22 protein-coding genes and 2 pseudogenes are annotated in these 22,907 nt (G+C 39.4%); 13 read left to right on the top strand and 11 right to left on the bottom strand.

Annotated features, from left to right (window positions below):
- The first annotated feature begins 332 nt into the window (after positions 1–332).
- A complete protein-coding gene (locus MUN87_RS07195) occupies positions 333–776 on the top strand; it encodes a hypothetical protein (protein WP_244747906.1) in 444 nt (147 codons plus the stop codon).
- Positions 777–1,091: 315 nt separating this feature from the next.
- Here the strand turns inward: MUN87_RS07195 and MUN87_RS07190 are convergent, their stop codons facing one another.
- From MUN87_RS07190 to MUN87_RS07165, 6 genes are all read right to left on the bottom strand, one after another.
- Entirely contained in the window at positions 1,092–1,400 is a 309-nt protein-coding gene (locus MUN87_RS07190; RefSeq protein ID WP_244715216.1) for an ArsR/SmtB family transcription factor, read from the bottom strand.
- Between the two features lie 16 nt (positions 1,401–1,416).
- The gene (locus MUN87_RS07185; RefSeq protein WP_244747030.1) at positions 1,417–2,352 is read right to left on the bottom strand and encodes a cation diffusion facilitator family transporter; all 936 of its coding nucleotides are present in this window, start codon (positions 2,350–2,352) and stop codon (positions 1,417–1,419) included.
- A 387-nt stretch (positions 2,353–2,739) separates the two neighbouring features.
- Positions 2,740–3,744, bottom strand: a complete 1,005-nt coding sequence (locus MUN87_RS07180; RefSeq protein WP_244747029.1) for a TIGR00341 family protein — start codon at positions 3,742–3,744, stop codon at positions 2,740–2,742.
- A 16-nt stretch (positions 3,745–3,760) separates the two neighbouring features.
- The gene (locus MUN87_RS07175; protein ID WP_244747028.1) at positions 3,761–4,477 is read right to left on the bottom strand and encodes an SDR family NAD(P)-dependent oxidoreductase; all 717 of its coding nucleotides are present in this window, start codon (positions 4,475–4,477) and stop codon (positions 3,761–3,763) included.
- Positions 4,461–5,876 (bottom strand): ATP-binding protein, encoded by a 1,416-nt coding sequence (locus tag MUN87_RS07170; RefSeq protein ID WP_244747027.1) that lies wholly within the window; start codon positions 5,874–5,876, stop codon positions 4,461–4,463. The genes MUN87_RS07175 and MUN87_RS07170 overlap by 17 nt, the downstream gene beginning before the upstream one ends.
- Positions 5,863–6,561, bottom strand: coding sequence for a response regulator transcription factor (locus MUN87_RS07165; RefSeq protein ID WP_244747026.1), 699 nt, complete (start codon positions 6,559–6,561; stop codon positions 5,863–5,865). The genes MUN87_RS07170 and MUN87_RS07165 overlap by 14 nt, the downstream gene beginning before the upstream one ends.
- Before the next feature lie 227 nt (positions 6,562–6,788).
- Here MUN87_RS07165 and qoxA point away from each other — a divergent pair, with 227 nt between their 5' ends.
- The 4 genes from qoxA to qoxD are packed head-to-tail and all read left to right on the top strand — an operon-like array spanning position 6,789 to position 10,660.
- Complete coding sequence (qoxA, locus tag MUN87_RS07160) at positions 6,789–7,793, top strand: cytochrome aa3 quinol oxidase subunit II (protein ID WP_244747025.1); 1,005 nt, start codon at positions 6,789–6,791, stop codon at positions 7,791–7,793.
- A 20-nt stretch (positions 7,794–7,813) separates the two neighbouring features.
- A complete protein-coding gene (gene qoxB, locus MUN87_RS07155) occupies positions 7,814–9,760 on the top strand; it encodes a cytochrome aa3 quinol oxidase subunit I (RefSeq protein WP_244747024.1) in 1,947 nt (648 codons plus the stop codon).
- Complete coding sequence (gene qoxC, locus MUN87_RS07150) at positions 9,757–10,350, top strand: cytochrome aa3 quinol oxidase subunit III (RefSeq protein ID WP_244747023.1); 594 nt, start codon at positions 9,757–9,759, stop codon at positions 10,348–10,350. Before qoxB ends, qoxC begins: the two co-directional genes overlap by 4 nt.
- Before the next feature lies 1 nt (position 10,351).
- On the top strand, positions 10,352–10,660 hold the full coding sequence (qoxD, locus tag MUN87_RS07145) for a cytochrome aa3 quinol oxidase subunit IV (RefSeq protein WP_244747022.1): 309 nt from the start codon (positions 10,352–10,354) through the stop codon (positions 10,658–10,660).
- A gap of 826 nt (positions 10,661–11,486) precedes the next feature.
- On the opposite strand, the gene MUN87_RS07140 is transcribed toward qoxD, so the two are convergent.
- The 4 genes and pseudogenes from MUN87_RS07140 to MUN87_RS22555 all read right to left on the bottom strand — a co-directional run.
- Entirely contained in the window at positions 11,487–12,074 is a 588-nt protein-coding gene (locus MUN87_RS07140; protein WP_244747021.1) for an HAD-IA family hydrolase, read from the bottom strand.
- 158 nt (positions 12,075–12,232) lie between these two features.
- On the bottom strand, positions 12,233–12,685 hold the full coding sequence (locus MUN87_RS07135) for a hypothetical protein (RefSeq protein WP_244747020.1): 453 nt from the start codon (positions 12,683–12,685) through the stop codon (positions 12,233–12,235).
- Positions 12,686–12,717: 32 nt separating this feature from the next.
- Entirely contained in the window at positions 12,718–12,897 is a 180-nt protein-coding gene (locus MUN87_RS07130; protein ID WP_244747019.1) for a hypothetical protein, read from the bottom strand.
- A 46-nt stretch (positions 12,898–12,943) separates the two neighbouring features.
- Positions 12,944–13,057: pseudogene (locus tag MUN87_RS22555) on the bottom strand (alpha-helical endospore appendage domain-containing protein); the annotation flags it as partial.
- A gap of 331 nt (positions 13,058–13,388) precedes the next feature.
- Between MUN87_RS22555 and MUN87_RS07125 the strand changes: the two are divergent.
- From MUN87_RS07125 to MUN87_RS07115, 4 genes and pseudogenes are all read left to right on the top strand, one after another.
- A complete protein-coding gene (locus MUN87_RS07125) occupies positions 13,389–15,026 on the top strand; it encodes a glycosyltransferase (RefSeq protein ID WP_244747018.1) in 1,638 nt (545 codons plus the stop codon).
- Between the two features lie 32 nt (positions 15,027–15,058).
- Positions 15,059–16,117 (top strand): annotated as a pseudogene (locus MUN87_RS22510) (glycosyltransferase); the annotation flags it as partial.
- Positions 16,118–16,222: 105 nt separating this feature from the next.
- On the top strand, positions 16,223–17,293 hold the full coding sequence (locus MUN87_RS22505) for a glycosyltransferase (RefSeq protein ID WP_439649664.1): 1,071 nt from the start codon (positions 16,223–16,225) through the stop codon (positions 17,291–17,293).
- A 314-nt stretch (positions 17,294–17,607) separates the two neighbouring features.
- On the top strand, positions 17,608–18,870 hold the full coding sequence (locus MUN87_RS07115; RefSeq protein ID WP_244747016.1) for an alpha-helical endospore appendage domain-containing protein: 1,263 nt from the start codon (positions 17,608–17,610) through the stop codon (positions 18,868–18,870).
- A 273-nt stretch (positions 18,871–19,143) separates the two neighbouring features.
- On the opposite strand, the gene MUN87_RS07110 is transcribed toward MUN87_RS07115, so the two are convergent.
- Positions 19,144–19,443, bottom strand: coding sequence for an alpha-helical endospore appendage domain-containing protein (locus MUN87_RS07110; protein WP_244747015.1), 300 nt, complete (start codon positions 19,441–19,443; stop codon positions 19,144–19,146).
- A 323-nt stretch (positions 19,444–19,766) separates the two neighbouring features.
- Between MUN87_RS07110 and MUN87_RS07105 the strand changes: the two genes are divergently transcribed.
- From MUN87_RS07105 to MUN87_RS07090, 4 genes are all read left to right on the top strand, one after another.
- Positions 19,767–20,609, top strand: coding sequence for a DegV family protein (locus MUN87_RS07105; RefSeq protein ID WP_244747014.1), 843 nt, complete (start codon positions 19,767–19,769; stop codon positions 20,607–20,609).
- A 104-nt stretch (positions 20,610–20,713) separates the two neighbouring features.
- The gene (locus MUN87_RS07100; protein ID WP_244747013.1) at positions 20,714–21,850 is read left to right on the top strand and encodes a trans-sulfuration enzyme family protein; all 1,137 of its coding nucleotides are present in this window, start codon (positions 20,714–20,716) and stop codon (positions 21,848–21,850) included.
- Positions 21,851–21,859: 9 nt separating this feature from the next.
- Positions 21,860–22,618 (top strand): SDR family NAD(P)-dependent oxidoreductase, encoded by a 759-nt coding sequence (locus MUN87_RS07095; protein WP_244747012.1) that lies wholly within the window; start codon positions 21,860–21,862, stop codon positions 22,616–22,618.
- A gap of 85 nt (positions 22,619–22,703) precedes the next feature.
- Positions 22,704–22,817 carry a YjcZ family sporulation protein gene (locus MUN87_RS07090; RefSeq protein WP_244715238.1) on the top strand — a complete coding sequence of 38 codons (114 nt, stop codon included), beginning with the start codon at positions 22,704–22,706 and terminating at the stop codon, positions 22,815–22,817.
- Positions 22,818–22,907 lie beyond the last annotated feature (90 nt).

Genomic DNA, 22,907 nt, shown 5'->3' with positions numbered 1-22,907 from the left:
GGAGTATTACAAAGGCTTTCGAGGTCAGGAATACAGACTTTCGGATGTCCTCTCATCTTGACAAAGGACCGGGTGGGCTTTCCCGGTTTTTCTTATCGGTCAAGAAAGCAAAAAGTACAGCCGCAGGATTAATCATATTTAATATGAGAAAAGGAGTTAAAGTGGAAAGCAGAGGGAGAAGTTTGTATTGTTTATCTAGACAAGTGCCCAAATTAACATGGACAAATTACCCAATTCCACCTCTTGCACATATAGTGTAGTGACAGGAGGTTATCTTTGTGGAACAATTCTATCCGAATAATTATGATTACATGTATGATCAATATGGCAATATGTATCCTCAGGACCGACAAGTATTCTTCTTCCCATTATTTCCAGGATCCGGTTCAGGAGGAGGTCAATGGAATCCATGGGGGCCAGGTCCCGGAGGTCCAGGTGGTCCCGGAGGTCCCGGAGGTGGTCCTGGAGGTCCACCACCAACAGGACCACCAGGATCTGGGGGTGGAGGCGGAATGCCACCAGGACCGCCACCACAACATGTACCAGCTCCACCTAATCAATTAGGTGATGGTCCGCAGCTTTATGCGGTTGATCCTGGATCGATCCGCGGCTGTCTCTATCGTTATACGTATATTTGGTTAAATCGCTTTAACTCCTTCTGGTTCTATCCAACCTATGTTGGCAGACAGTCCGTATCAGGCTATCGCTGGACTGGTTTTAATTGGGTCTATTTTGGTATTGATCTAGACAGAATTAACTCGTTCACCTGTGTATAAGAAATTTGCAGAACGCCATGCATTAAAAAAAACTTCGGCACTGAGCTTCGTTTTTACGAGTGCCGAAGTTTTTTCTTATTAGCAAAAAAGGTATATAAGTACCGTCATAGAAGTAATCATGCTGGACAAGTAGGTGGGTTCTTATAATATCGATTATGTTGACTGCTTAATAGTCATTTGAAATGTTTCTTGTGCTGGGATACCGCTTCGATCAACCACTTCACGTCGTGCGGGGCACGGATGAAGTTAACTTTATCTTTACATGATCCAAATATTAAAGAAAGCACACATCTAACAAGGATAGAGCGATTGCTATTAATGATGCGTCGCGTGATCAATTGATTGTTGAAGAATCCGCATGACGTGTTCATCGTCTTGTGAATAATAAATTGTCTTACCATCTCTTCTGTACTTTACGAGCCGCAAATTTTTCAGGAACCGCAATTGGTGAGACACATTGGACTGGTTCAAATCCAGCTTCTCTGCAATATTGGAAACTGATAATTCTCCTTCAAATAGTAAGTGAAGGATCTTAATTCTTGTTGGGTCAGCTAATGCCTTAAATGTCTGTGACACTAAAAAGAGCGTTTCTTCATCTAATGACTGATATGTTTCATCTGTCATGTTTTTTCCCTCCAAACTAATTACAGCAATCTTCCTCTTTTTCTAAATCTGAACCGGCGCCTTCCACTTGAATCGTCGTATGATGTATGCCGAATTGATCATGTAACAGGGTGGATGCCTGTTTCAATAACTGATCTCGGTCAGTCTCTTCTTTTACAACGATATGGCAGGTTAACGATGGGAAATCAGATGTGATCGTCCAAACATGTAAATCGTGTATATTCATAACCCCATTCAGCTGGACAAGTTGGTTTTCGATTTCCTGATAGGATAAGTTATCAGGTGTTCCTTCCATTAAAATATGAAACGAATCTCGTGTAACACGATAACCACTCACTAAAATTAATAAGGCTACAATGATACTTGCAATCGGATCAGCCAGATTCCAATCAAATAACATAATTAAAATACCTGCTACAATCGCACCTACCGAACCTAACAGATCACCTAATACATGGAGAAATGCACTGCGCATATTCAAATTATCCTCGGTATCACCGCTGTACATTAAAATAAAGGCTACGATGATATTGACAACAAGACCAGTTACGGCAATCCACAGCATGGCAGGACTTACATTCGGTGGTTCAAGAAAACGATGGTAAGCCTCATAAAAAATATAAATGGAAATCACCAAGAGGGTAACGCCATTAATAAATGCAGCTAAAATTTCAAACCGCTTGTAACCAAACGTTTTCTGATTATTGGCTGCTTTTTCACTCAATTTAAAAGCGAATAAACTTAACCCCATTGCGAATGCATCGCTTAACATGTGACCTGCATCAGACAAAAGAGCTAAACTGTTCGTCAAGAGTCCTCCCACGACTTCGAGAATCATAAAAGCAGTAATTAGTATAAAGCTGATTAGTAGTGCTTTTTTGTTATTGGTATGGTGATGATGATGTCCGTGGCCATGGCTGTGTCCATGGTCATGATCGTGATGATGTGCCATAAACTACCTCCTTGAAATTTATATATGAACATATATTCATATTATAAATTGTATGTAGGTTTTGTGCAAATATTATTAGGTTATTTACTATTTTTTATGAGTGTAAGATTATTCAATACGTGAGGAAATATAATGCTGATTTACTGCAGTACATAACCCTAATTCGATCAAAAACGATCTCCATGAAGAGTATTATGAACAAAAAAGCACTATTCGTCCATTACTCCATTCTTCAGTGGTTGATATGGTCGAATAGTGCCCCATTCGTATTTAAAAAAACAACTGCTTGCATGAAGCATGGAACAACTAGTGCAGGATGTTTATTTCATCCAGAGCTGATGTATCCGGTCAAACCCGTCATTTAATGCTAAGAAGATTTCACCGTTCTTAAAATTTAATCACATAGATCATGACGGCTAAAATGATAATGACAAGGCTGACGGCGATTAACGCATAGGTTTTGGAAGTATTGGCTACTTGGATTTTTTGCCATTTGTTCGGTTGAATGCCAATGGTCCAAAACACGACAATTGCCGAAAAGAGAATGGCGCTAATATTGACCATCAGTAACAGAAATGGGGTAATGGCTGCTTCCCAGGAGAAGTCACCGAGCATCATGCCTAGTACGACAGCGGGTGGTAGTAAAGCAACGGATACCATTACGCCAACTAACGCTTCAGATACACGTTTGGCGAAGGATAAGGCGCCGGCTGTCCCTGCAGCAAGTGCTACAATAATGTCCATAAACTCAATATTTGTTCGAGCAAGAAATTCGTCACTATGTAGCGGTAATGGAAAAAGAAAACCAAATAAGACTGCAATAGATATCGGAATAGCAAGACCGAACAATGAAGTAAGAGCAGAGCGTTTCATCAGGTGATAGTCGCCTAGAATAGCAGCGAAGGAGAGTGCGGTGAAAGGACCAATTAATGGGGCAATCACCATAGCTCCAATTACAATGGCGGCGCTGTCCTTCACAATGCCTGCAGTGGCAACTACAGCCGATAAGACAAGCATCCAAATGAAATTAACACTTGCTCTACTAGAAGATTGCACAACATTATATAATTCATGCCGGCTTGCCCTTGTGATCTCATTTTCCCTTTCTTCGGGATCCTGTTCATTTTCTTTTTGTTCGTCCTCCTCCATACGAGGAATATACGTTGAAATATTATAAAGTAATGCACGGATTTCTTCTTCTCCCCGATCGTTCATCTCGAGAAAATCAAGAATTTTCTCCGTGTTTTTCTTTTCCATTAAGATCTTTACCAGTTGTTGTGATTCCGACACTGGTGTATGCCACTTTTCAATAAAATCAAAATCCTGTATTTCGATTAAAAATTGATCGAAGCGATTGCTGGGAATATATACTTCTATCAGCTGCAATTCCATGTTTTTCGTCCTTTCGTTAATGTTCGTAAATCATTTTTCTGGTCATGCCACCATCAATCATCAGATTTTCTCCATTAATGAAAGTATTAGACGGATCGGTTAAAAATAAACATGCTCTTGCAACATCTTCAGGCTTTCCTACTCGCTTGGAAGGGTGCTGCTGGTGATCTATATCTCGTAATGCATGATAATCCTCCGTTTGTATCCAACCAGGACTAATCGCATTACTGGTAATGTGATCGTCCTGTAAAGTCATTGCAAGTGCGTGTGTCAGAGAAAACAAACCACCCTTGCTGACAGAGTAGCACTCCGTATTGGCTTCTGACATGAATGCTCGAGTGGAAGCAATTTGGATTAGGCTGCCGGCGATGGATTGCTCTTTCATGATTTGTGCTGCCTGTTGAGCACAGAAAAAAGCGCCACGTAAATTCGTGTTTATGACGTTTTCCCAATCTTCTATACCAATGGTAAAAAAATCCTTGAATTTCGATACGCCAGCATTATTAATCAAGATATCAAGACGTTGATAATGTTGGCGAATATGCGTAAATAAACGCTCCACTTCATCCATTTTGCTTACATCTGTTTTTATAAATACTGCTTGTTTATCGGAAGGGACTTGGGTATCTGCGATAATCACTTGAGCCCCTTCTGCAAGATATGCCTGTACAATTGCAGCACCGATACCATTGGCTCCGCCCGTAACGAGCACAACTTTATTTTGATAACGCATGGTTCTTTGCTCCTTTCTTAGGAAACTGCAGGGTAACAGAGGTTCCTTGATTTACTTCACTGTCAACGTGAATTTCACCATCATGCATTTCGACTAAATTTTTGACAATAGCTAGGCCTAATCCTGTACCACCATTTGCGCGAGATCGCGATTTATCTACCCGATAAAAACGTTCAAATAAGTAAGGGATATCTTCCTTCTTAATGCCGATCCCAGTATCTTTGACTCGAATCATGACTTGGTTAGGCTCCTCTTTCAGCTGCAGATGTATTTCCCCTTTTTCTGTATATCGAACCGCATTTTCTACTAAATTGGTCAACACTTGATCGAGCCTGCTCTTATCTGCAAATAGATACACGTTATGCTTAGGAGCGTCCAACTTCATTTTTAAGCCTTTTTCTGCCGCTCTGAATTGAGACCGTTTGATCATTTCTTCTGCCAGTCTGTTCACATTGATTTCTTCTTGATTCAAGTCGATTTTTCCTTCTTCTATTTTAGAGAGGTCTGTTAAATCATCCATCAGATTGCTGATATGATCGGTTTCGTTTTCGATAATCTCAAGGAACTCATCGCGTTCCTCTTTGTTTTGGTACATTTGATGTCGGACTGCATTCGCGTAACCTTTTACATAAGTGAGTGGTGTTTTTAATTCATGTGTAATATTAGAGAAAAATTCATTACGGTTGGTTTGGTACCGTTCTAATGTTTCCGATAAATGATTGATTGCACCTGCCAGCGAGCCAATCTCATCATTTGCTTTATAATCTACACGTAACGAAAAGTTTTTCTTCTCGGCAATCTGTTTGGCGACCTTCTCCATTGCAATGAGAGGCCCACCTATTTTCTTTGAAATAAAAAAAGTAAAGCCGATCGCTAACCCGACAGCTCCGAGACTTGCAAGGATGACCAGCACAATAATATTATGAATGGAATTGCTAATAAGTCCGAATGATGAAAATAAGACAACACTGCCAACGGAAGCATCATTACTGATAATCGGCTGAGCAACTTTCAAATAGGTATTTCCTTCAAAGGTATATTCTTTGACGATCGATTCACCTTCCTCCAGTTGTTTGAGCTCAGGATTTTCTAGTACATTATCAGAAATATCCTCTTCCCAATTAGTCTTTAATAGCATTTCCCCATTTTCATCGAGAATGACGGCGCTTGTGTCTGTCATCTCTGTTAAGTGCTCCAATAATTGGACATTGTCCGGGTCTTCCACACTGTTTACCTGCTCGGCATATTTCTCTGAAAGTTGAACTAGTTGTGTTTCTGTCTGGTTAATCGAATAATTCAAAATCAACTGTAAGATGATATACCCTAGCGGTATCAGAATAATGAGCTGCAGAAATAAAATCGTTGCCCCAAGCTTAAAAACCACACTATTCAGCTTCATGTTTATCCTCCCAATCAAATTTGTAGCCAACTCCCCATACTGTTTCGACAGGTTGCTTCGATATGCCAGCTTTTTTTAGCTTGTCTCGGACATAACGAACATGGGAATCCACAGTCCGGATATCGACCACTTCATCTAATCCCCAAATAATATCTAATAATTGCTCTCTCGTGTAGACACGGTTTGGATGAGCTGCTAATAAATAGAGTAAATCGAATTCTTTTGGGCTGTACTTGATCTCTTTGCCTTTCACCATTACTTCGTGTGAGGAAGGATCAATCGTTAATTCATGATAAATTAATCTGTTACTCGATGATTCATTTTTTTCATAGTGCCGGAATTGTACGTGAATTCGTGCTAATAATTCTTCAGGCTCAAAAGGCTTGACCATGTAATCATCTGCACCAATCATCAGTCCTTCCACTTTTTGAGAGGTTTCGTTCAGCGCAGTAAGCATAATGATTGGCACATCTGACTTAATGTTCTTCATCTGTTTACATGCTGCGATTCCGTCCAGTTTCGGCATCATGACATCTAATAGGACAAGATCGATTTCATTCTCCTTAAAAATACGTATTGCTTCCTCACCGTCAACCGCTTCATAGAGCTTGAAATCATTCCGCAAATAGAGCGTCAACATCATTCTCATTTGTTGTTCGTCGTCCACAATTAAAATCTTCTTCATACTTATCCCTCTCAAACGTGTTATATTCCTTATCTCAAATAGTATAGAAAAAAACGACATTAGTAAAATAGATTGTGTTATTTTGAACAATTTATGACAAAATTGATTCCATCATATTTTCATCACATTTAGCTGTCACAATAAAAGACAGTTGTGGTCTGAACTTCAGACTAAAGGGTATAGAACTAATAGAAACAAATAGTAACAATTGGGAGAGGAGAAACACCATGAAGGCAATGAAGAAGCTCACATATATCTTTACTTTATTGTTGATTCCTGTATTACTGGCAGGATGTGATTCAAAGCTGATTGTCTTTGATCCAAAAGGGCCGGTAGCGCGTAATTTGTCTGATTTGATCGTGTACTCGATTATATTCATGGCGATTATTGTATTAATTGTTTTTGTGTTATTCGGGTTTATCATCTGGAAATACAGAGCAAGAAAAGATGACGGTGATTTTGAACCGGAAGAAGAGGAAGGAAATCATTTACTGGAAGTTATCTGGTTTGTAATTCCGATTGCCATCGTAATTGCCTTGATGATCCCTACAGCTAAGACAATTTATGAAGTAGAGGATATCCCGCAAGGTTATGAGGAAGAAGAGCCGATCGTGATCCATGTCACATCTGCTGACTGGAAGTGGATTTTCAGTTATCCGGAACAAGGAATTGAAACAGTAAACTATCTCAATATTCCAGCTGATCATCCCGTACAATTTAAAATGACTTCTGCAGGTACGATGCAATCGTTCTGGGTGCCAGAATTAGGCGGTCAGAAATATACGATGGCAAACATGCAGACGAATCTGTTCCTTGTAGCAGATCAGGAAGGTTCTTTCTACGGTAGAAACACTAGTTTTAATGGTAGAGGTTATGCACACATGGACTTCGAAGTCCAAGCAATGTCAAATGATGACTTCAATGAATGGGTGCAGGATGTGAAGAATACAGCCAATGATTTAACAGAAGACGAATATAGTGAATTATTAAAGCCTACTGTCATTGGGCGTAAAACATATAACGGTACACACTTAGAATGGATCGACCATGCACACGGCGGTTCAGAGCAATACATCGATTCTGACTTGTATGAGATCCATCACGGAGAAGAAGATAGCTCTGGTGAACAGGAACAAGCAGAAGATACAGAACAAGAAACGAATGATAATGCCGAGCAAGAGTCAGAACAATCTACTGATTCTTCTACACACGAGGATCATTCACATCATTAATTTATAAGGCGGTGAAAAGCATGTCATTAGATAAACTTTTGGTAACAGGTGACCCACTGATCCTGTTCTCTCAAATCGCCATTGGCTTGACAATGGTAGGTCTTGTTGCGTTAATTACGTACTTAAAAAGATGGAAATGGTTATGGAACGAATGGTTCACTACCGTTGATCATAAAAAAATCGGGATAATGTATATTATTTCAGGCGTCTTGATGTTCTTTAGAGGTGGCGTTGATGGTCTCCTTATGAAAGCTCAAACATCTAGACCTGATATGGAATTCCTTGATGCACAGCATTACGATGAGATCTTTACAACACACGGCGTCATTATGATTCTATTTATGGCGATGCCTATGCTTATCGGGATTATGAACGTTGTCGTGCCATTACAAATCGGTGCACGTGACGTAGCATTTCCAAAGTTAAATGCATTAAGTTTCTGGTTATTCTTTGCAGGTGCAATGTTATTTAACTTATCTTTCGTTGTTGGTGGTTCACCAGATGCTGGTTGGACTTCGTACTTCCCGTTAGCGGGTAAAGAGTTTACCCCAGGAGTCGGAAACAACTATTACGCGATTGCCTTGCAGATTGCAGGTATCGGTACGTTAGCTACAGGGATTAACTTTGTAGTAACCATTACTAAGATGCGTGCACCAGGTTTGAAATGGATGAGATTGCCGATCTTTACCTGGTCGACATTCGTAACATCTATTATCATTGTGGCAGCATTTCCAATTTTAACAGTTGCTTTAGCTTATATGTCATTGGATCGTTTATTCGGTACCCACTTCTTTACGGTGGCTGCAGGCGGGGACCCGATGCTATGGCTGAACTTATTCTGGCTATGGGGACACCCGGAAGTTTATATTGTCGTCCTGCCAGCGTTCGGTATGTTCTCTGAAATTATTGCGACATTCGCAAGAAAAAATCTATTCGGTTATAAATCAATGGTATTTGCCGTTGTCGGTATTGCTTTCTTAAGTATGCTTGTATGGGTACACCACTTCTATACGATGGGGAACAGTGCCGCTGTTAACTCGATCTTCTCGTTAACAACGATGATGATTGCCATACCAACCGGTGTAAAAATATTTAACTGGCTGTTTACGTTACGAAAAGGTCGAATTGAATTTACTAATCCGATGCTATGGTCGTTAGCATTTATCCCATGTTTTACAATTGGTGGGGTAACAGGTGTTATGCTTGCGATGGCAGCAGCAGATTATCAGTACCATAATACGATGTTCCTAGTGGCGCACTTCCACTATGTATTAATTCCAGGTGTTGTATTTGCAGTATTCGCTGCAGTATACTACTGGTGGCCAAAAATGTTCGGTTTCAAATTGAATGAAAAAATCGGTAAATGGCATTTCTGGTTATTTGTGATTGGATTTAATTTCACATTTATGCCAATGTTCTTCGTTGGATTAGACGGAATGTCTCGTCGTATGTACACGTATTCCGAAAGTACTGGATGGGGTGCATGGCTCGGATTCTCTGCAATTGGTTCACTAGTAATGGCAGCAGGGTTTGCAGCATTTTGTTACAACATTTACTGGAGCTTCCGTTACGCAGAGCGTAATGTAGGGAATGACCCTTGGAACGCACGTACGTTAGAGTGGGCAACAGCTTCACCTGCACCACACTATAACTTTGCGAAAGTACCAGAGGTAGATAGCTTAGATGATTTCTGGTATAAGAAAAAAGCTGGAAAACTAGGATTGAAAAAATCAGATATTAAACCAATTCATATGCCGAGCAATAGCTGGACACCGATTTTCATCAGTGTGGCGTTCGGAATTGTAGGATTCTTCCTCGTATTTGAATGGTTTACATTAGCGATCATTTCATCCGTCTTAATCATCATTGGTTTAATTGCCAACACGTTTGATTATGATGACGGATATCATATACCTGCTGAAGAAGTAGAAGAAGAAGAACGAGAGTGGAGAGGTGAGTTAGAATGACACAAGCAAATACGCCATTAGAGTATCGCTCACAACAACATCAAATGAATATTTTCGGATTCTGGGTATTTTTAGGTGCTGAAATTGTGCTGTTCTCCACATTGTTTGCTTCTTATTTTGTGTTGGAACACAATACAGCTGGGGGCCCAGCAGGTCAAGACATCTTTATCTTAAAAGATGTCTTGATCGAAACTTTCTTATTATTGACAAGTAGTTTCACTGCAGGTCTTGCTATTCACTCGATGCGGAGTATGCAAAAGCGAAACCTGATCATTTGGACGATTGTCACCCTATTACTAGGTGCAGGTTTCTTGTATATGGAGATTAATGAATTTATCCATTATGTACATGAAGGAGCAAGTATTCAAACAAGCGGGTTCACAGCAGCATTCTTCACGTTACTGGGAACACACGGTGCTCACGTTACCTTTGGTATTTTTTGGATCAGTTTATTGCTCGTTCAGATTGCTAGACGCGGCATTACAGAAAAAACTGCTAGTAAATTCTTTATTGCCAGTCTATACTGGCACTTCTTAGATGTCGTTTGGATCTTTATCTTTACATTCGTGTATTTGAAAGGAATGATGTAAAATGAGCGCACATTCTAGTCGTTTTCCTTGGAATCACTTAATCGGCTTTGTCCTTTCGATCGCATTAACGCTAGCTGCTGTGTTTTTAAGCTTATACACGGATTTCTCATACGGCGTTAAGCTTTGGTCGATTGCCATCATGGCACTTTTCCAAATGATAGTTCAATTGTTTATGTTCATGCATATCACAGAAGGAAAAGAAGGTCCGATTAACGTTTTCAACATTATCAACAGTATTATTTTAGCTTTAATTATTGTATTCGGATCGATTTGGGTACTAACCTCAGGTCACGCATCCCATATGCATTAATAATCAAAAGGATTGCTTCCACTAGCGAAGCAATCCTTTTTTTACGATCAAAGAAAGTAGATAAATACAGTCATAGAAGTAATCATGCTAAAGAGGAAAGTGGGTTCTTATAATATGGATTATGTCAACAAAGGATGTATTGCAGAATGATCATTTTGATATATTTTATCTGCGTTGCAAAGCTCCGGAAATAGGCTCCGCGTCCTGTGGGCACGGCTTTAGCTAGGCTACTACTCGAACAGCATCTTTGCTGCCTTGTGCCGAGGAAGCTTACTTCGAAGCGGTACTTGCAGACACAGGCACAGACTAAGTGGATCTTCAGCTCGCGCTGATTCCACCGGAGTCTCCGCCTATTTCCTCCGCTAATGGGAAGTACTACAACGATTGGAATAGCTAGAAGCAGTGGTGCTTAGCAATGTATTTCATCAATTATGGTGTAAATCTTGCAGATAGTGCTTCATATCCTAGCTGCCGCATAAATTGTGGAGCTATACATCAGCGGAGGCCAACCACGGAGACTCCCGCGGGATTGTGCAGGTGCTGGAGATCCACTTTGTGAAGCGTTCTTCTTCACAAAGTTAGCTCCAGCCGTGCCCCGCAGGACGCGGAGTGGTTGGACGGAGCGTTATCATACCACACATAATTTTTCAAAATGACCACTAAGCTGCTAGTAAACATAATCCATATTATAGGAAGTTGTTTATTAATTAAGTCAATTAGGCGCATGCGGGTTATGCGCGGTAAAATATTAGCAGAAACAGCGAGGCGTGAGCATATGGGTGTTGACAAATCACAGTATAGGTAGTTTACCTGTACGGATCTGCTCTTATTGATACGTATGTAGAAAATCAGTCACTTTATTGATCCATTGTTGATCAGCTTTGGCGTGTATGGTATGCCAGCCTAGTGCTTTTGCTGGTTCTAGGTTTTCTTGTTTGTTATCAACAAATAAAACAGTCTTACCTGAAGGTAACTGATCCATACAATGCTGATAGATGGTTTGTTCCGGTTTTGCGGCTCCGACTAATGATGAAATGGTAATAGTTTGTAAGATTGGTCTGATCGGATCTAATACAGGTTGTAACCATTCAGAGCGATGGTTGCTTAAGATATGCAAATCAGCAAGCTTGTTCCATTCAGTAAGGTGATTCATCCCTTGCAACGTATATAAACTATTAGTTAGTGCTTTTTTTAAAGAATGGATTTCAATCGTTGGAAACGTATCATAGAGCCAGCTCCAAAACTCATGCTCTTCAATCTGTCCTTGCCAAAGCGCTTCTCTAATCTCTTGTCGGTATGTTTGTCTAACCTCTTCATAAGGCATTTGTGCCTGTTCTGTTAATTCGGACCAGAATAGATCTAAATCAGTGGCAAGCACACCACCGACATCCAGTACCAGTTGTATATTTTTCATGATAGCTTGTCCCTTTCATTGATGGAATATCTTCTATCATAGCATGGATGTCATCACAGTTGAATAAGGATATCCGTGTAAAGGATCAAGCAATAAAAATTCGCCCTTAAACTTTACACGGAATAGCAAGTCTTTTAAGGCATCCTTTCCGGTCATTATCATAAGAACAAACATAATGGACTCGGAGGTGCTAGATAAACCTTTGGGTCATCTTCTAGTGCGTAATTTGTTTTTAATGCTGTAATAATTTCTTTTAAATGCGTCCGGGTATGCTTTTTACAAAAAGAAATACGGTCTAACTTTTTGTCGATTTTTTTAATTAATTCCTTAATGTGACAGATGGCATATTTTTGTTTTAAGTGTGGATCGTTGTAGTTTTTATTTGCTAATTTACAATAAATAGTCATGCGATAGTGATAGGAGAGGTCTACGTTGTAGCATTGTCTCATTAACGATAATATATCTTCTTCCATTTTCGCTTTTTCCTTGACTCCTAAATCATACGTTATCAATGTGTCGTGAAAAAATTGCAGAAAGGAATTTAAAAATTCAGAGTGATTTTTATTTATATCGTCTATGAGTTTTTTAATATCCTGGTAATTATCATTCATTTTATTCATTCCTTTCCTTTACATGATTTATGCTAAGGAACATCAATCTCTAATAAAGTGTATTCAATATTAACAATCATCGCATGGATCATTATCTCTGCAATCATCACAATCACATGGGTGAAACTCTTTACAGTCATGTTTCTTATGGTGGTCTTCGCAACAGTCGTCACATTTGCATTTACTTGACTCGTTGAGAATGAGTACGTCATCTAATTTCATTTCTAATAATAATTGGGAACGAGTAATCGACTTCATCGTTTGGTGGATACTTTTATTTATTTGTAAATATTCGTGCAAGTGACAAGGTTGGGTCTTTAGGAAAAATTGAAGCTTTTCACCTTCAGCATTCAATATATGTGATAATGACATTTCCTCCATTGCGATAGAAGCTAAAATTAAATCGATCGCTTCGCATCTGTCAAAGGTTACGTCAGGAGTAATATTGGGGATGTTTGGCATTGACATTCGTATTAATCCTCCTTCTGTTTTTTCCCATTTTCCAAAAATAGTGGTTTCAATATGCAATATATGCACCCAGATTTAATGGGTGTCAAAACGCCCATTATTGATTTTGAAGTAAACAATAGATATAAAACGAATATCGATTTTGTCCCACTAATACAATGATATAGTTAGCTTTTATGATCGGAGAAATTGAAAGCTTGGTTGTTATTACAGTTTGACAGAAGGAGCGAACAACATGCCGACAAGTTTTTATCAGGCGATTCCGGAAATTATGGATCATATAATCATTGATGCACCTAAATCTATACTTGATATAGGTGTTGGTTTTGGTAAGTATGGGGTTTTGTTACGGGAGAAACTTGATATTCCACAGCAACGATACAGCAAAGAAAGCTGGACTTTAAAGCTTGAGGGAATAGAAGGATTTGAAGGGTATCGCAACCCTATTCATGATTATGTTTACGATAAAATACATTATGGTGAAATTGGGGAAGTGATGGATTCCTTGGGAAATTATGACACAATTATTCTAATTGATGTGCTGGAACATTTCGAAAAAAAAGAAGGAATAAAGATCATTCAGCAAATTTTGGAACACACTAATAAGTCACTGATTATATCCACGCCTCTTTACCCAGACCCTCAAGGCAGCTATTTATCTAATTCTCTCGAAACACACAAAAGCAAATGGAATATCATCGATTTAACAGCTTTTGATTTTAATCATAAGTTGGTGGAAATAGGTGAGAATGGTGCGCAAATTTTTAAAGTATATCCCACTTCTGCCGAGAAAAAGCAGAATAGTCTTTCTGAGAAGCCCGGACAGTCGCAACAATTGATGAAGATAGGTTTTATTTTGCCGCATTTACAATTAACAGGTGGCGTCAAATCGTTATTGCAGCAAATGGAACAATTAAGGAAAAGAGGGCATAAAGTTTACCTTTTTTATAAAGGACCGGATGAAAGCCATTTGTCTCCAGATTGGTATGATATCGAGGTAGATGGCAAAATACATGTGCCGCCTGATGAGCCCATTACCGATTACCTGGATGATTGTGACATTGTTGTATTGGGATGGATCTTTCAGCATTCAGAGTTATTAGATTATGAGGGGAATTTGTTGTATCTGGAGCAGGGACATGAATGGTTGTTTGGTGATATACCTAATTTGTTTCAGTCATTATATTTAAGACTTAAGATGAAAAGCATCTATACATCTGGCATTCCCATCATAAGTATATCGAAATTTGTAGCATCGGTATTGGAAGTTAAGTTTCAAGTGAAAACAGATGTCATACCGATTGGCATTGATACCGAATTCTATTATCCAACTCAAGATAAAAACAATACCTCACCTGTTATTCTGCTGGTCGGCAATCCACAGCTTCCATTTAAGGGATTTGATACAGCAATTAAAACACTAAACAACGTCTATCGGCAAGGTTACTCTTTTCAAGTGAAATGGGTTTGTCAAACAGAACCACATACCGATCATGCGGTGTTCCCGTTAGAGACAATTATCTCACCAGATCAGAAAAGTCTGAGTGAGTATTATCGCCAATCCGACTTATTTCTATTTACGTCATTATATGAAGGGTTTGGCATGCCGCCTTTAGAAGCAATGGCATCAGGATTACCTGTTATTACAACTAAATGCGGTGGTGTGATGGAATATGTGACGGATGATAATTGTATCCAGGTAGAAGTGGGTGATATCGAAGGAATGACAGATGCGGTGGCATCGCTGCTTGATGATCCGTCCAGAAGGGTCGAGTTAGGAAAACGAGCCAGAGAAACAGCTTTGACATTCGATTATAAGCTAGCTATCCAGCCAATGGAAGCATATATGAGAAAAATTGTGTATCAGAATTAAATGTATGTGTGGAAAGAAAGGAGCTTGGTTTGATGAATAAAAACCGAACGTTGTCCCTTTGTATGATTGTGAAAGACGAAGGGAGCCATTTAGGACGATGTTTGGAAAGTGTCGATAAGTATGTTGATGAAATGATTATTGTAGATACAGGTTCGACTGACAATACAATTGACATTGCAGAGTCTTATGGAGCAAGAGTGTTTCGCCATCAGTGGACAGAGGATTTTAGTGAAGTACGAAATTACGGATTAGACAAAGCGACAGGAGATTGGATCCTCTGGCTTGATGCTGATGAAGAAGTGGATGCAGAGGAAGGAGGACAACTGAGAAAGGTGCTATCATTAGACAAAGAACAACTTGCAAGTATAACATTAGTAAATTATATTGGCGAAGATCCTCCAAGTGAACATAGAGCGTATGTACTGCAGCAGCATCGGCTGTTTCGTGCCGGCATTGGTCTGCGTTTTGTGGGAAGTATTCATGAACAACTCAATGTCAAAGATGTGTTAGATGATAAAATTGAATTAAAGTCATTGCCCGTCACCGTCTATCATTATGGATATCTTAACAGCTACACCTCTGAAAAAAACAAAAATGAGCGAAATCTTAACATGCTAGAAAAAGAAAAAGAGAAGGCCGAATACAGTCCATGGGTGGATTATCATGTTGCTAGTGAATACTATCGCATGGGAGAATACGAGGAAGCATTTGATGCAGTGAATGATGCACTTTATCATTTTATTGAAGCTGGTCAACTTCCACCATCGCTTTTGTATAAGCTAAAATATGAAACAATGCTGATGACAGGGAGCTATGATGGTGCTTATCCCTCCATTGATAAAGCCATCATGTTGTATGAAGATTATGTGGATCTGCATTTTTATAAAGGGGTAATTCTTTTTCAAATGGAGGAATATCATAAAGCATTATCTACGTTTAAACATTGTCTCGAATTGGGAGAAGGTAATACACACCATTTGATTTTAAGAGGGGTGGGAAGCTTCCACGCCTGGTATTGGATCGGCCAGTGTTATGAAAATCTCGATATGCCGTTAGATGCAGTATCTAGCTATCAACAATGTCTAAGTCAAGACCCGGAACACAAAGAAGCAAAGGACGCACTTCATGTACTCCAGCAACAACAACCTCAGGTAACTACCAGTCAGTCCAGTGATGAAATTACGATAAGTTTATGTATGATTGTAAAGAATGAAGAAGATAGTATTGAACGTGTCTTGCAATCGGTTCACGATATTGTAGATGAAATAAATATTGTGGATACTGGTTCTACAGATAGTACGAAACAACTCGTTAACAAATTCAACGCAACAATATATGATTACGAATGGCACGATCATTTTGCGGATGCACGTAATTTTGCTTTTAGTAAAGCAACGAAAGAGTACATCTTATGGCTGGATGCAGATGATGTTGTATTAGAAAAAGATCGTGGACTGTTTAAACAACTAAAGAAAACTCTGCCACGAGATGTTGATACCGTGACAATGCCTTATCATCTTGCATTTGATGATGCAGGTAATGTAACTTCTTCCTTACGAAGGAACAGACTGGTGAAGCAATCTCGTCAGTTCCAATGGTTTGGTGCAGTGCACGAATACTTGGCGGTAAATGGAAAAAGTTATCATAGCGATGTAGCAATAACTCACCGGAAAAATAAAGTATACACAGATAGAAACTTAAAAATTTATCGCAAAATGCAAGACGAAGGGAAAGAATTTTCCCCGCGGGAGCTTTACTATTTTGCTAATGAACTTCGCGATCATGGAATAAATCAAGAAGCGATCGAAACTTATCAGAAATTTTTAAACGGAAAAAGGGGCTGGATAGAGGATAATATTCAAGCATGCTTGAAAATGGCATATTGTTATGGGAAATTAGAAAATTACGAAGAACAGTATCTTTCGTTGTTTCGTTCCTTCCGATTTGATAAGCCGAGGGCAGAAGTATGCTGTGAGATTGGCAGAATAAAAATTAATGAGAAATTATTTCATCAGGCTATATATTGGTTCGAACAGGCACTTAGACTGCCAGATCCACCTGAGCGCATGTCAATGAGTAATCAGGCACATTGGACGTGGTTACCACATCTCCAGCTGTGTGTTTGTTATGATCAAATCGGACTGCCTGAAAAAGCGTATGAACATAATGAATTGGCTAAATCGTACAATCCAACTCATCCTAGTATTTTATTCAATCAAAAATATTTCAGCAATGCATATGGTGATCGGTTCAAACCTTCTGAATAAGGATTAGAAGCCATACGTAAAGATCTGCTGAAATGCATTTGTGTATAATGGGAATATTTTAAAATGAAGCTTTGCGAATTATAAGAACTGTCACTTCTTCTGTATGTGATTCTGCGAATCGACATACAATAGTACTTCACATTATCTATAGTATCAGAACCTACCTTCATGTTTAGCATGAAGGTTTTTTGTGGTTAAAGTGAAAGGGTAATTCCCCTATTATTGGGAATGTTTACATAATTCCGCATATGAACAAGCAATGATACCTTGAATGCATAATGTATTATGTATTCCAATTAGAAAGGGGTTTGTAAATGTCTCAGTCCAATATTCCTAATATAACACCAGAAATAACTCTCACGAGAGATGATGCGATAAATTTATTGCTATCTTCTATTGCTTTTGAAGAGCTCGGTTTAAGTCATATTATTAATGCTGAAGGAGAGAAGTTACAATATGCACTTGGAACATTGCCAGGTGTTACTTCTATCGAAACAGCATCAATCAGCGATTTGTTAGCAATGAACGAGAGTGTTCGTGATACGCTGGGTGCCATTACAAAGAAAGAATTTTTATTGGATAGTAAACTGGATAGTATCCTATCAACGCCTATTTCAGTAGGTCCAACTGGTCCAACCGGCCCAACAGGTCCGACAGGTGGTCCATCAGGCGCTACCGGTCCAACCGGCCCGACTGGCCCAACAGGTCCAACGGGAGCAGACGGTGCAACCGGAGCAACAGGACCAACAGGAGCAGACGGTGCGACCGGAGCAACAGGTCCAACGGGAGCAGACGGAGCGACTGGAGCCACAGGTCCAACAGGGGCAGACGGAGCGACCGGCCCAACAGGTCCAACGGGAGCAGATGGAGCGACCGGAGCAACAGGACCAACAGGGGCAGATGGAGTAGACGGTGCGACCGGCCCAACAGGACCAACAGGAGCAGATGGAGTAGACGGTGCGACCGGCCCAACAGGACCAACAGGAGCAGACGGAGCGACCGGCCCAACAGGTCCAACGGGAGCAGATGGAGCGACTGGAGCCACAGGACCAACGGGAGCAGACGGTGCGACCGGAGCAACAGGGGCAACAGGTGAAATTTTTACCGATCAAGGATTCTCTGCTTTTGCTGGCCAATTAACGGTTTCCGCTTCTCAACAAATTACGGGTTGGTCAACTACTTCACCATATTATACAGACCCGAACTTTAATGCGGCTACGGGATTATACACGGTTCCCGAAACTGGCAGATACGCACTTTCCGCTACCATTAATTATGAAACTACCGCAGCGCTTTCAGTAAGCTTGAGTGCTGGTGTTGATCCAGCATTCAGCATAAGACGAACCAATACGGCTACTGATTTGCTTACTGGATTGTTCCCAATATTAAACGTTAACGTTGCAATATTAACGTTACGAGCAATTTTGGGTAATGGAACTGTAACATTAACTGGAGATGTAGCATTAAATGCAGGGGATACCATTGGGTTATTCTATATTGCTGATGGATTAACTGTGGAATTAGATCTAGGTGGCGGCCAAGAAGGAATTGTCTGGTCTATTCATCGATTGTCATAGTAATTTGGAGCCGGGGATGCTTAGACGTCCCTGGCACTTTATATTATAAGCTATAAGTGCAGTCATAGCAGTAAGCATATTATAGGTAGTTAGATAAAAGTTATACCAAATAGGACCGGGCGGATTATGCCCTGTTTTTTTAAATGATATGTATGCTTCGTATGTAACATAAAAAGCTTCCTATCTATATGAACGATAGGAAGTTTTTTATAGGATAAATACCATTTACTATCATAGTTTTGCTTGCTCTTTGATAAATATGAGAACAGTCAATTAATTTAGTAAATCTAGTATATTTTCTAACTTGTTCTCTAAAATCCATTCTTTCTTTGTAAGTGTCTTGATAGTTTGGTTCACGCTGTTGTTCATATTAAGCACATCACTAATCGTTGCTTGAGGTGAAGAAACACCTGGTAATGTACCTAATACATATTGCAGTTTTTCACCTTCCGCGTTAATAATGTGAGCTAAACCTAATTCTTCCAAAGCGATGGAAGCGAGTAATAAATTGATGACATCTTCACGGTCGATCGTAATATCTGGAGTAATATTTGGAATATTGGATTGTGACATATACCATCTTCCTTTCTGTACAGTAATTTTTCAATACAATTTATAGTATGAATTTGTTTAGAAATTGACTTTGATTTTGAAAAATAAAACAATATTGAGAAAGTAACCTATAATAGATGCATATACGTAATGTGACAAACAAAATTTTAGACATTGGAATAACTAGCTGCATCCGTTTTCTTTGGAATATTTGTTGTTCTATTTATGGCAAAAACATACTATTAAATAATTTGTCGAAAACATTTTACTTCCTTGTGTAATTCCGTTAGAATGAGCATTATAGACGAAAGAGGCACTTTGTTGCTAGAAATGGGGCGTTACTCGTGAAGAAGATAGCATGGATTACAGACAGCTCATGTGGACTTTCAAAGGAATTCGCAGAAAAACATCATATTCACATAGTTCCTTTGAATGTAATTATCGGCGGAAAAACATATAAAGAAGATGTTGATATAACGAAAGATGAATTTTATGCATTGATGAAACAACATGGAGACGATGCCAAAACAAGTCAGCCGGCATATGGTGATTTTGTTACATTGTATGAGAAGTTAAAAACAGAATATGATTTTGGTATTGCGCTTCACGCATCCAGTCAGTTGACCGGTACGTATCAAAGTTCTGCATCCGCTTCAGAAATGGTTGGTTTTCCTGTTGAAGTAATTGACTCTAAGATTGGCGATTATGCTTTAGGAAGAATGATCGAACGCGGTATTGAAATGGTGGAAGATGGTTTGGAAACAGAAGAAGTGATCAAGCAGCTTCATACGTTTCCAGAACGTGCACAAATGTATCTGATGCCACAAAATTTTGAACAATTACGAAGAAGTGGCAGGGTAAGCAAAGCACAATCGCTTTTTGCCTCACTGTTAAATATTCATGTCATCTTAGGGTTTGATGACGGAAAAGTGGTTGTGAAGGACAAAGTAAGAATTAAAAAACGTGCTAAACAAAAAATGTTCCATTTCCTGGACGAGGCAATGGAAAAATATCAATTAAAAGAACTGTGTATTCAGCATGCGGGGGTTTTAGATACCGCGATGGAGTGGAAAGAAGAAATTCAAAAGAAACACCAGGCTGTCAAAGTGAAAGTTCAGACACTGGTACCAGTAGCTGGAGTGCACACGGGACACGGTACATTATGTTTTTCTTATCTTAGAGATTAATGGAAAGTCAGAAAATTGTTTTTAGGCAATTTTCTGACTTTTTTCTTTAAAATGATGGTGCCTTACGTTAAAGTATATATAGATAGACAGAAAGGAAGATTAGAATGGGACATCGATTTGATACTAAATCTGTACACGTAACGATGAAGCGAAATGGGGGGATACCAGCGAAGGTTACTCCAATTCATCAGACTTCTGCTTTTACATTTGAGAATTTGGCAGATATAGAACATTTTTTTGAAGGGGAACGAAATTATTTATATACAAGAGTCGGTAATCCGAACACAGATGAATTAGGACAGGCTGTTGCCGATTTAGAAGAAGCGCCAAGTGGTTTGGCAACATCATCCGGACTCTCTGCAATTATGGTGGGTGTTCTGGCAGCAGTAAAACCAGGAGAGCATGTGCTTGCTTCCAATGATCTATATGGTGGTACATACGAATTATTGGCAAATGAATTAACATCCTTTGGGATTGAAGTGAGTTTTGTCTCCTTTGAAGATGACATGGAGCCATATATACAAGATAATACGGTATTATTATATACAGAGTCCTTAACAAATCCATTATTACGAGTGGAAGATTTAACGAAAGTGGTAGCCACAGCGAAGAAACATAATATCAAAACAATGGTCGACAATACGTTTGCTACACCGTACATCGTTCGTCCTTATACCAAAGGGGTAAATCTTGTGGTGCACAGTGCAACGAAGTATATTGGCGGACATAGTGATATTACCGCAGGGGTACTCGTTGGTGATGAGGATTTAATTGCTGCCGCCAATACAAAGTGTGTCAATCTTGGTAGTAATTTAAGTCCTTTTGAAGCATGGCTTACGGTAAGAGGTCTGAAGACGTTGGCAGTCCGTATGGAGCGACACGTACAAAATGCAAAGCAGGTTGCGGAAGCATTGACTAATCATCCGGCTGTAGATAAAGTGTATTACCCTGAATTCATCTCTGAAAAAGGAAACGGTGCAATCGTCTCGATTGATATTACGGAAAATGCCAATATTGAGCAATTTCTTGAATCATTGGACTGGATCAAAATCGTAGCAACATTAGCAGGTGTGGAAACGTCTGTATCCTATCCGTTAGCTACGTCACACAGAAGTTTACCGCCTGAATCGCAGAAAGAATTAGGAATAACGAAAGGTTTAATTCGTATTTCTGTGGGAATTGAAGAAGCAGAGGATATTATCCAAACATTAAAACAAGCCTTGGATATTGCGCGAAAGTAAGGGGATGAAATGATGAAATATGCTGTCATTACAGGTACATCGAAAGGTTTAGGAGCATCAATTGCGAAACAGTTAATGGAAGCATCCTATCATGTAATTGGACTGGCAAGAAGTGAGAATCATGACTTGGCAACAGCAGAACTTCCCGGCAGTTACACTCATTATCAAGTAAATCTGGCGGACCTGTCTGCTACTCAATCAACGTTCCAAGACATTATTGCTGATTTACAACAGAAAAAGCTTACTGAATTGCTGCTAGTCCAGAATGCGGCTCTTGTACAGCCTATTGAACAAGCTGGAAAACAGGAAGCAAAACAATTAATGGATCACGTCCATGTAAATTTACTTGCACCAATGATTATAACCAACCTTTGGCTTGATGCTTGGCGTGAATCTGGTATTCCGCTTATTATGGCAAATGTGACTTCAGGTGCAGCACAAAGATCTGTGTATGGTTGGAATGCTTACTGTAGTACAAAAGCAGGGCTGGATCGATTCACGGAAACAGTAGCGTTAGAGCAGGATGAATTAAAAACAGGTCATAAAATATTCTTGTTTGACCCAAGTATCATGGATACGGATATGCAAGGCGAAATTCGCAGCTCAGACCCATCACAGTTTAAAGATGTTGAGAAGTTTAAAGACTACAAAACATATCAGAATTTACGAAATACCGATACTGTGGCAAACGTATTAGTTGAAAAATTAGTAGCACCGGAGCGCATTAAAAACGGTGAGTACTATAGTGTGAAAGATATTTTTCGTTAGGTTAACACCCAATTTTGATAAATGATGGACCAAATGCCCCTCTCTTACATACGTTATAAGTGTAAGAATTAAGGGAGGGATAAAGATGGGTGCACAACAATGTGGAGGTTACGGTTCAGGTTTTGCGCTAATCGTCGTACTGTTTATTTTATTGATCATCATCGGTGCTTCATGGGGATACGGCGGTTACGGTTACTAAATCAAACTTAAGAAACTGACAAAGGATACGTCCTTTGTCAGTTTTTCGTTTTTATAGGTACATAAAGTAAAAAAATTTAAGATATCCCCT

It is taken from the genome of Gracilibacillus salinarum, assembly GCF_022919575.1.
GTDB lineage: Bacteria > Bacillota > Bacilli > Bacillales > Amphibacillaceae > Gracilibacillus > Gracilibacillus salinarum.
The sequence above is the reverse complement of the archived record's forward strand: the minus strand, read 5'-3'. Positions and strand labels throughout refer to the sequence as shown.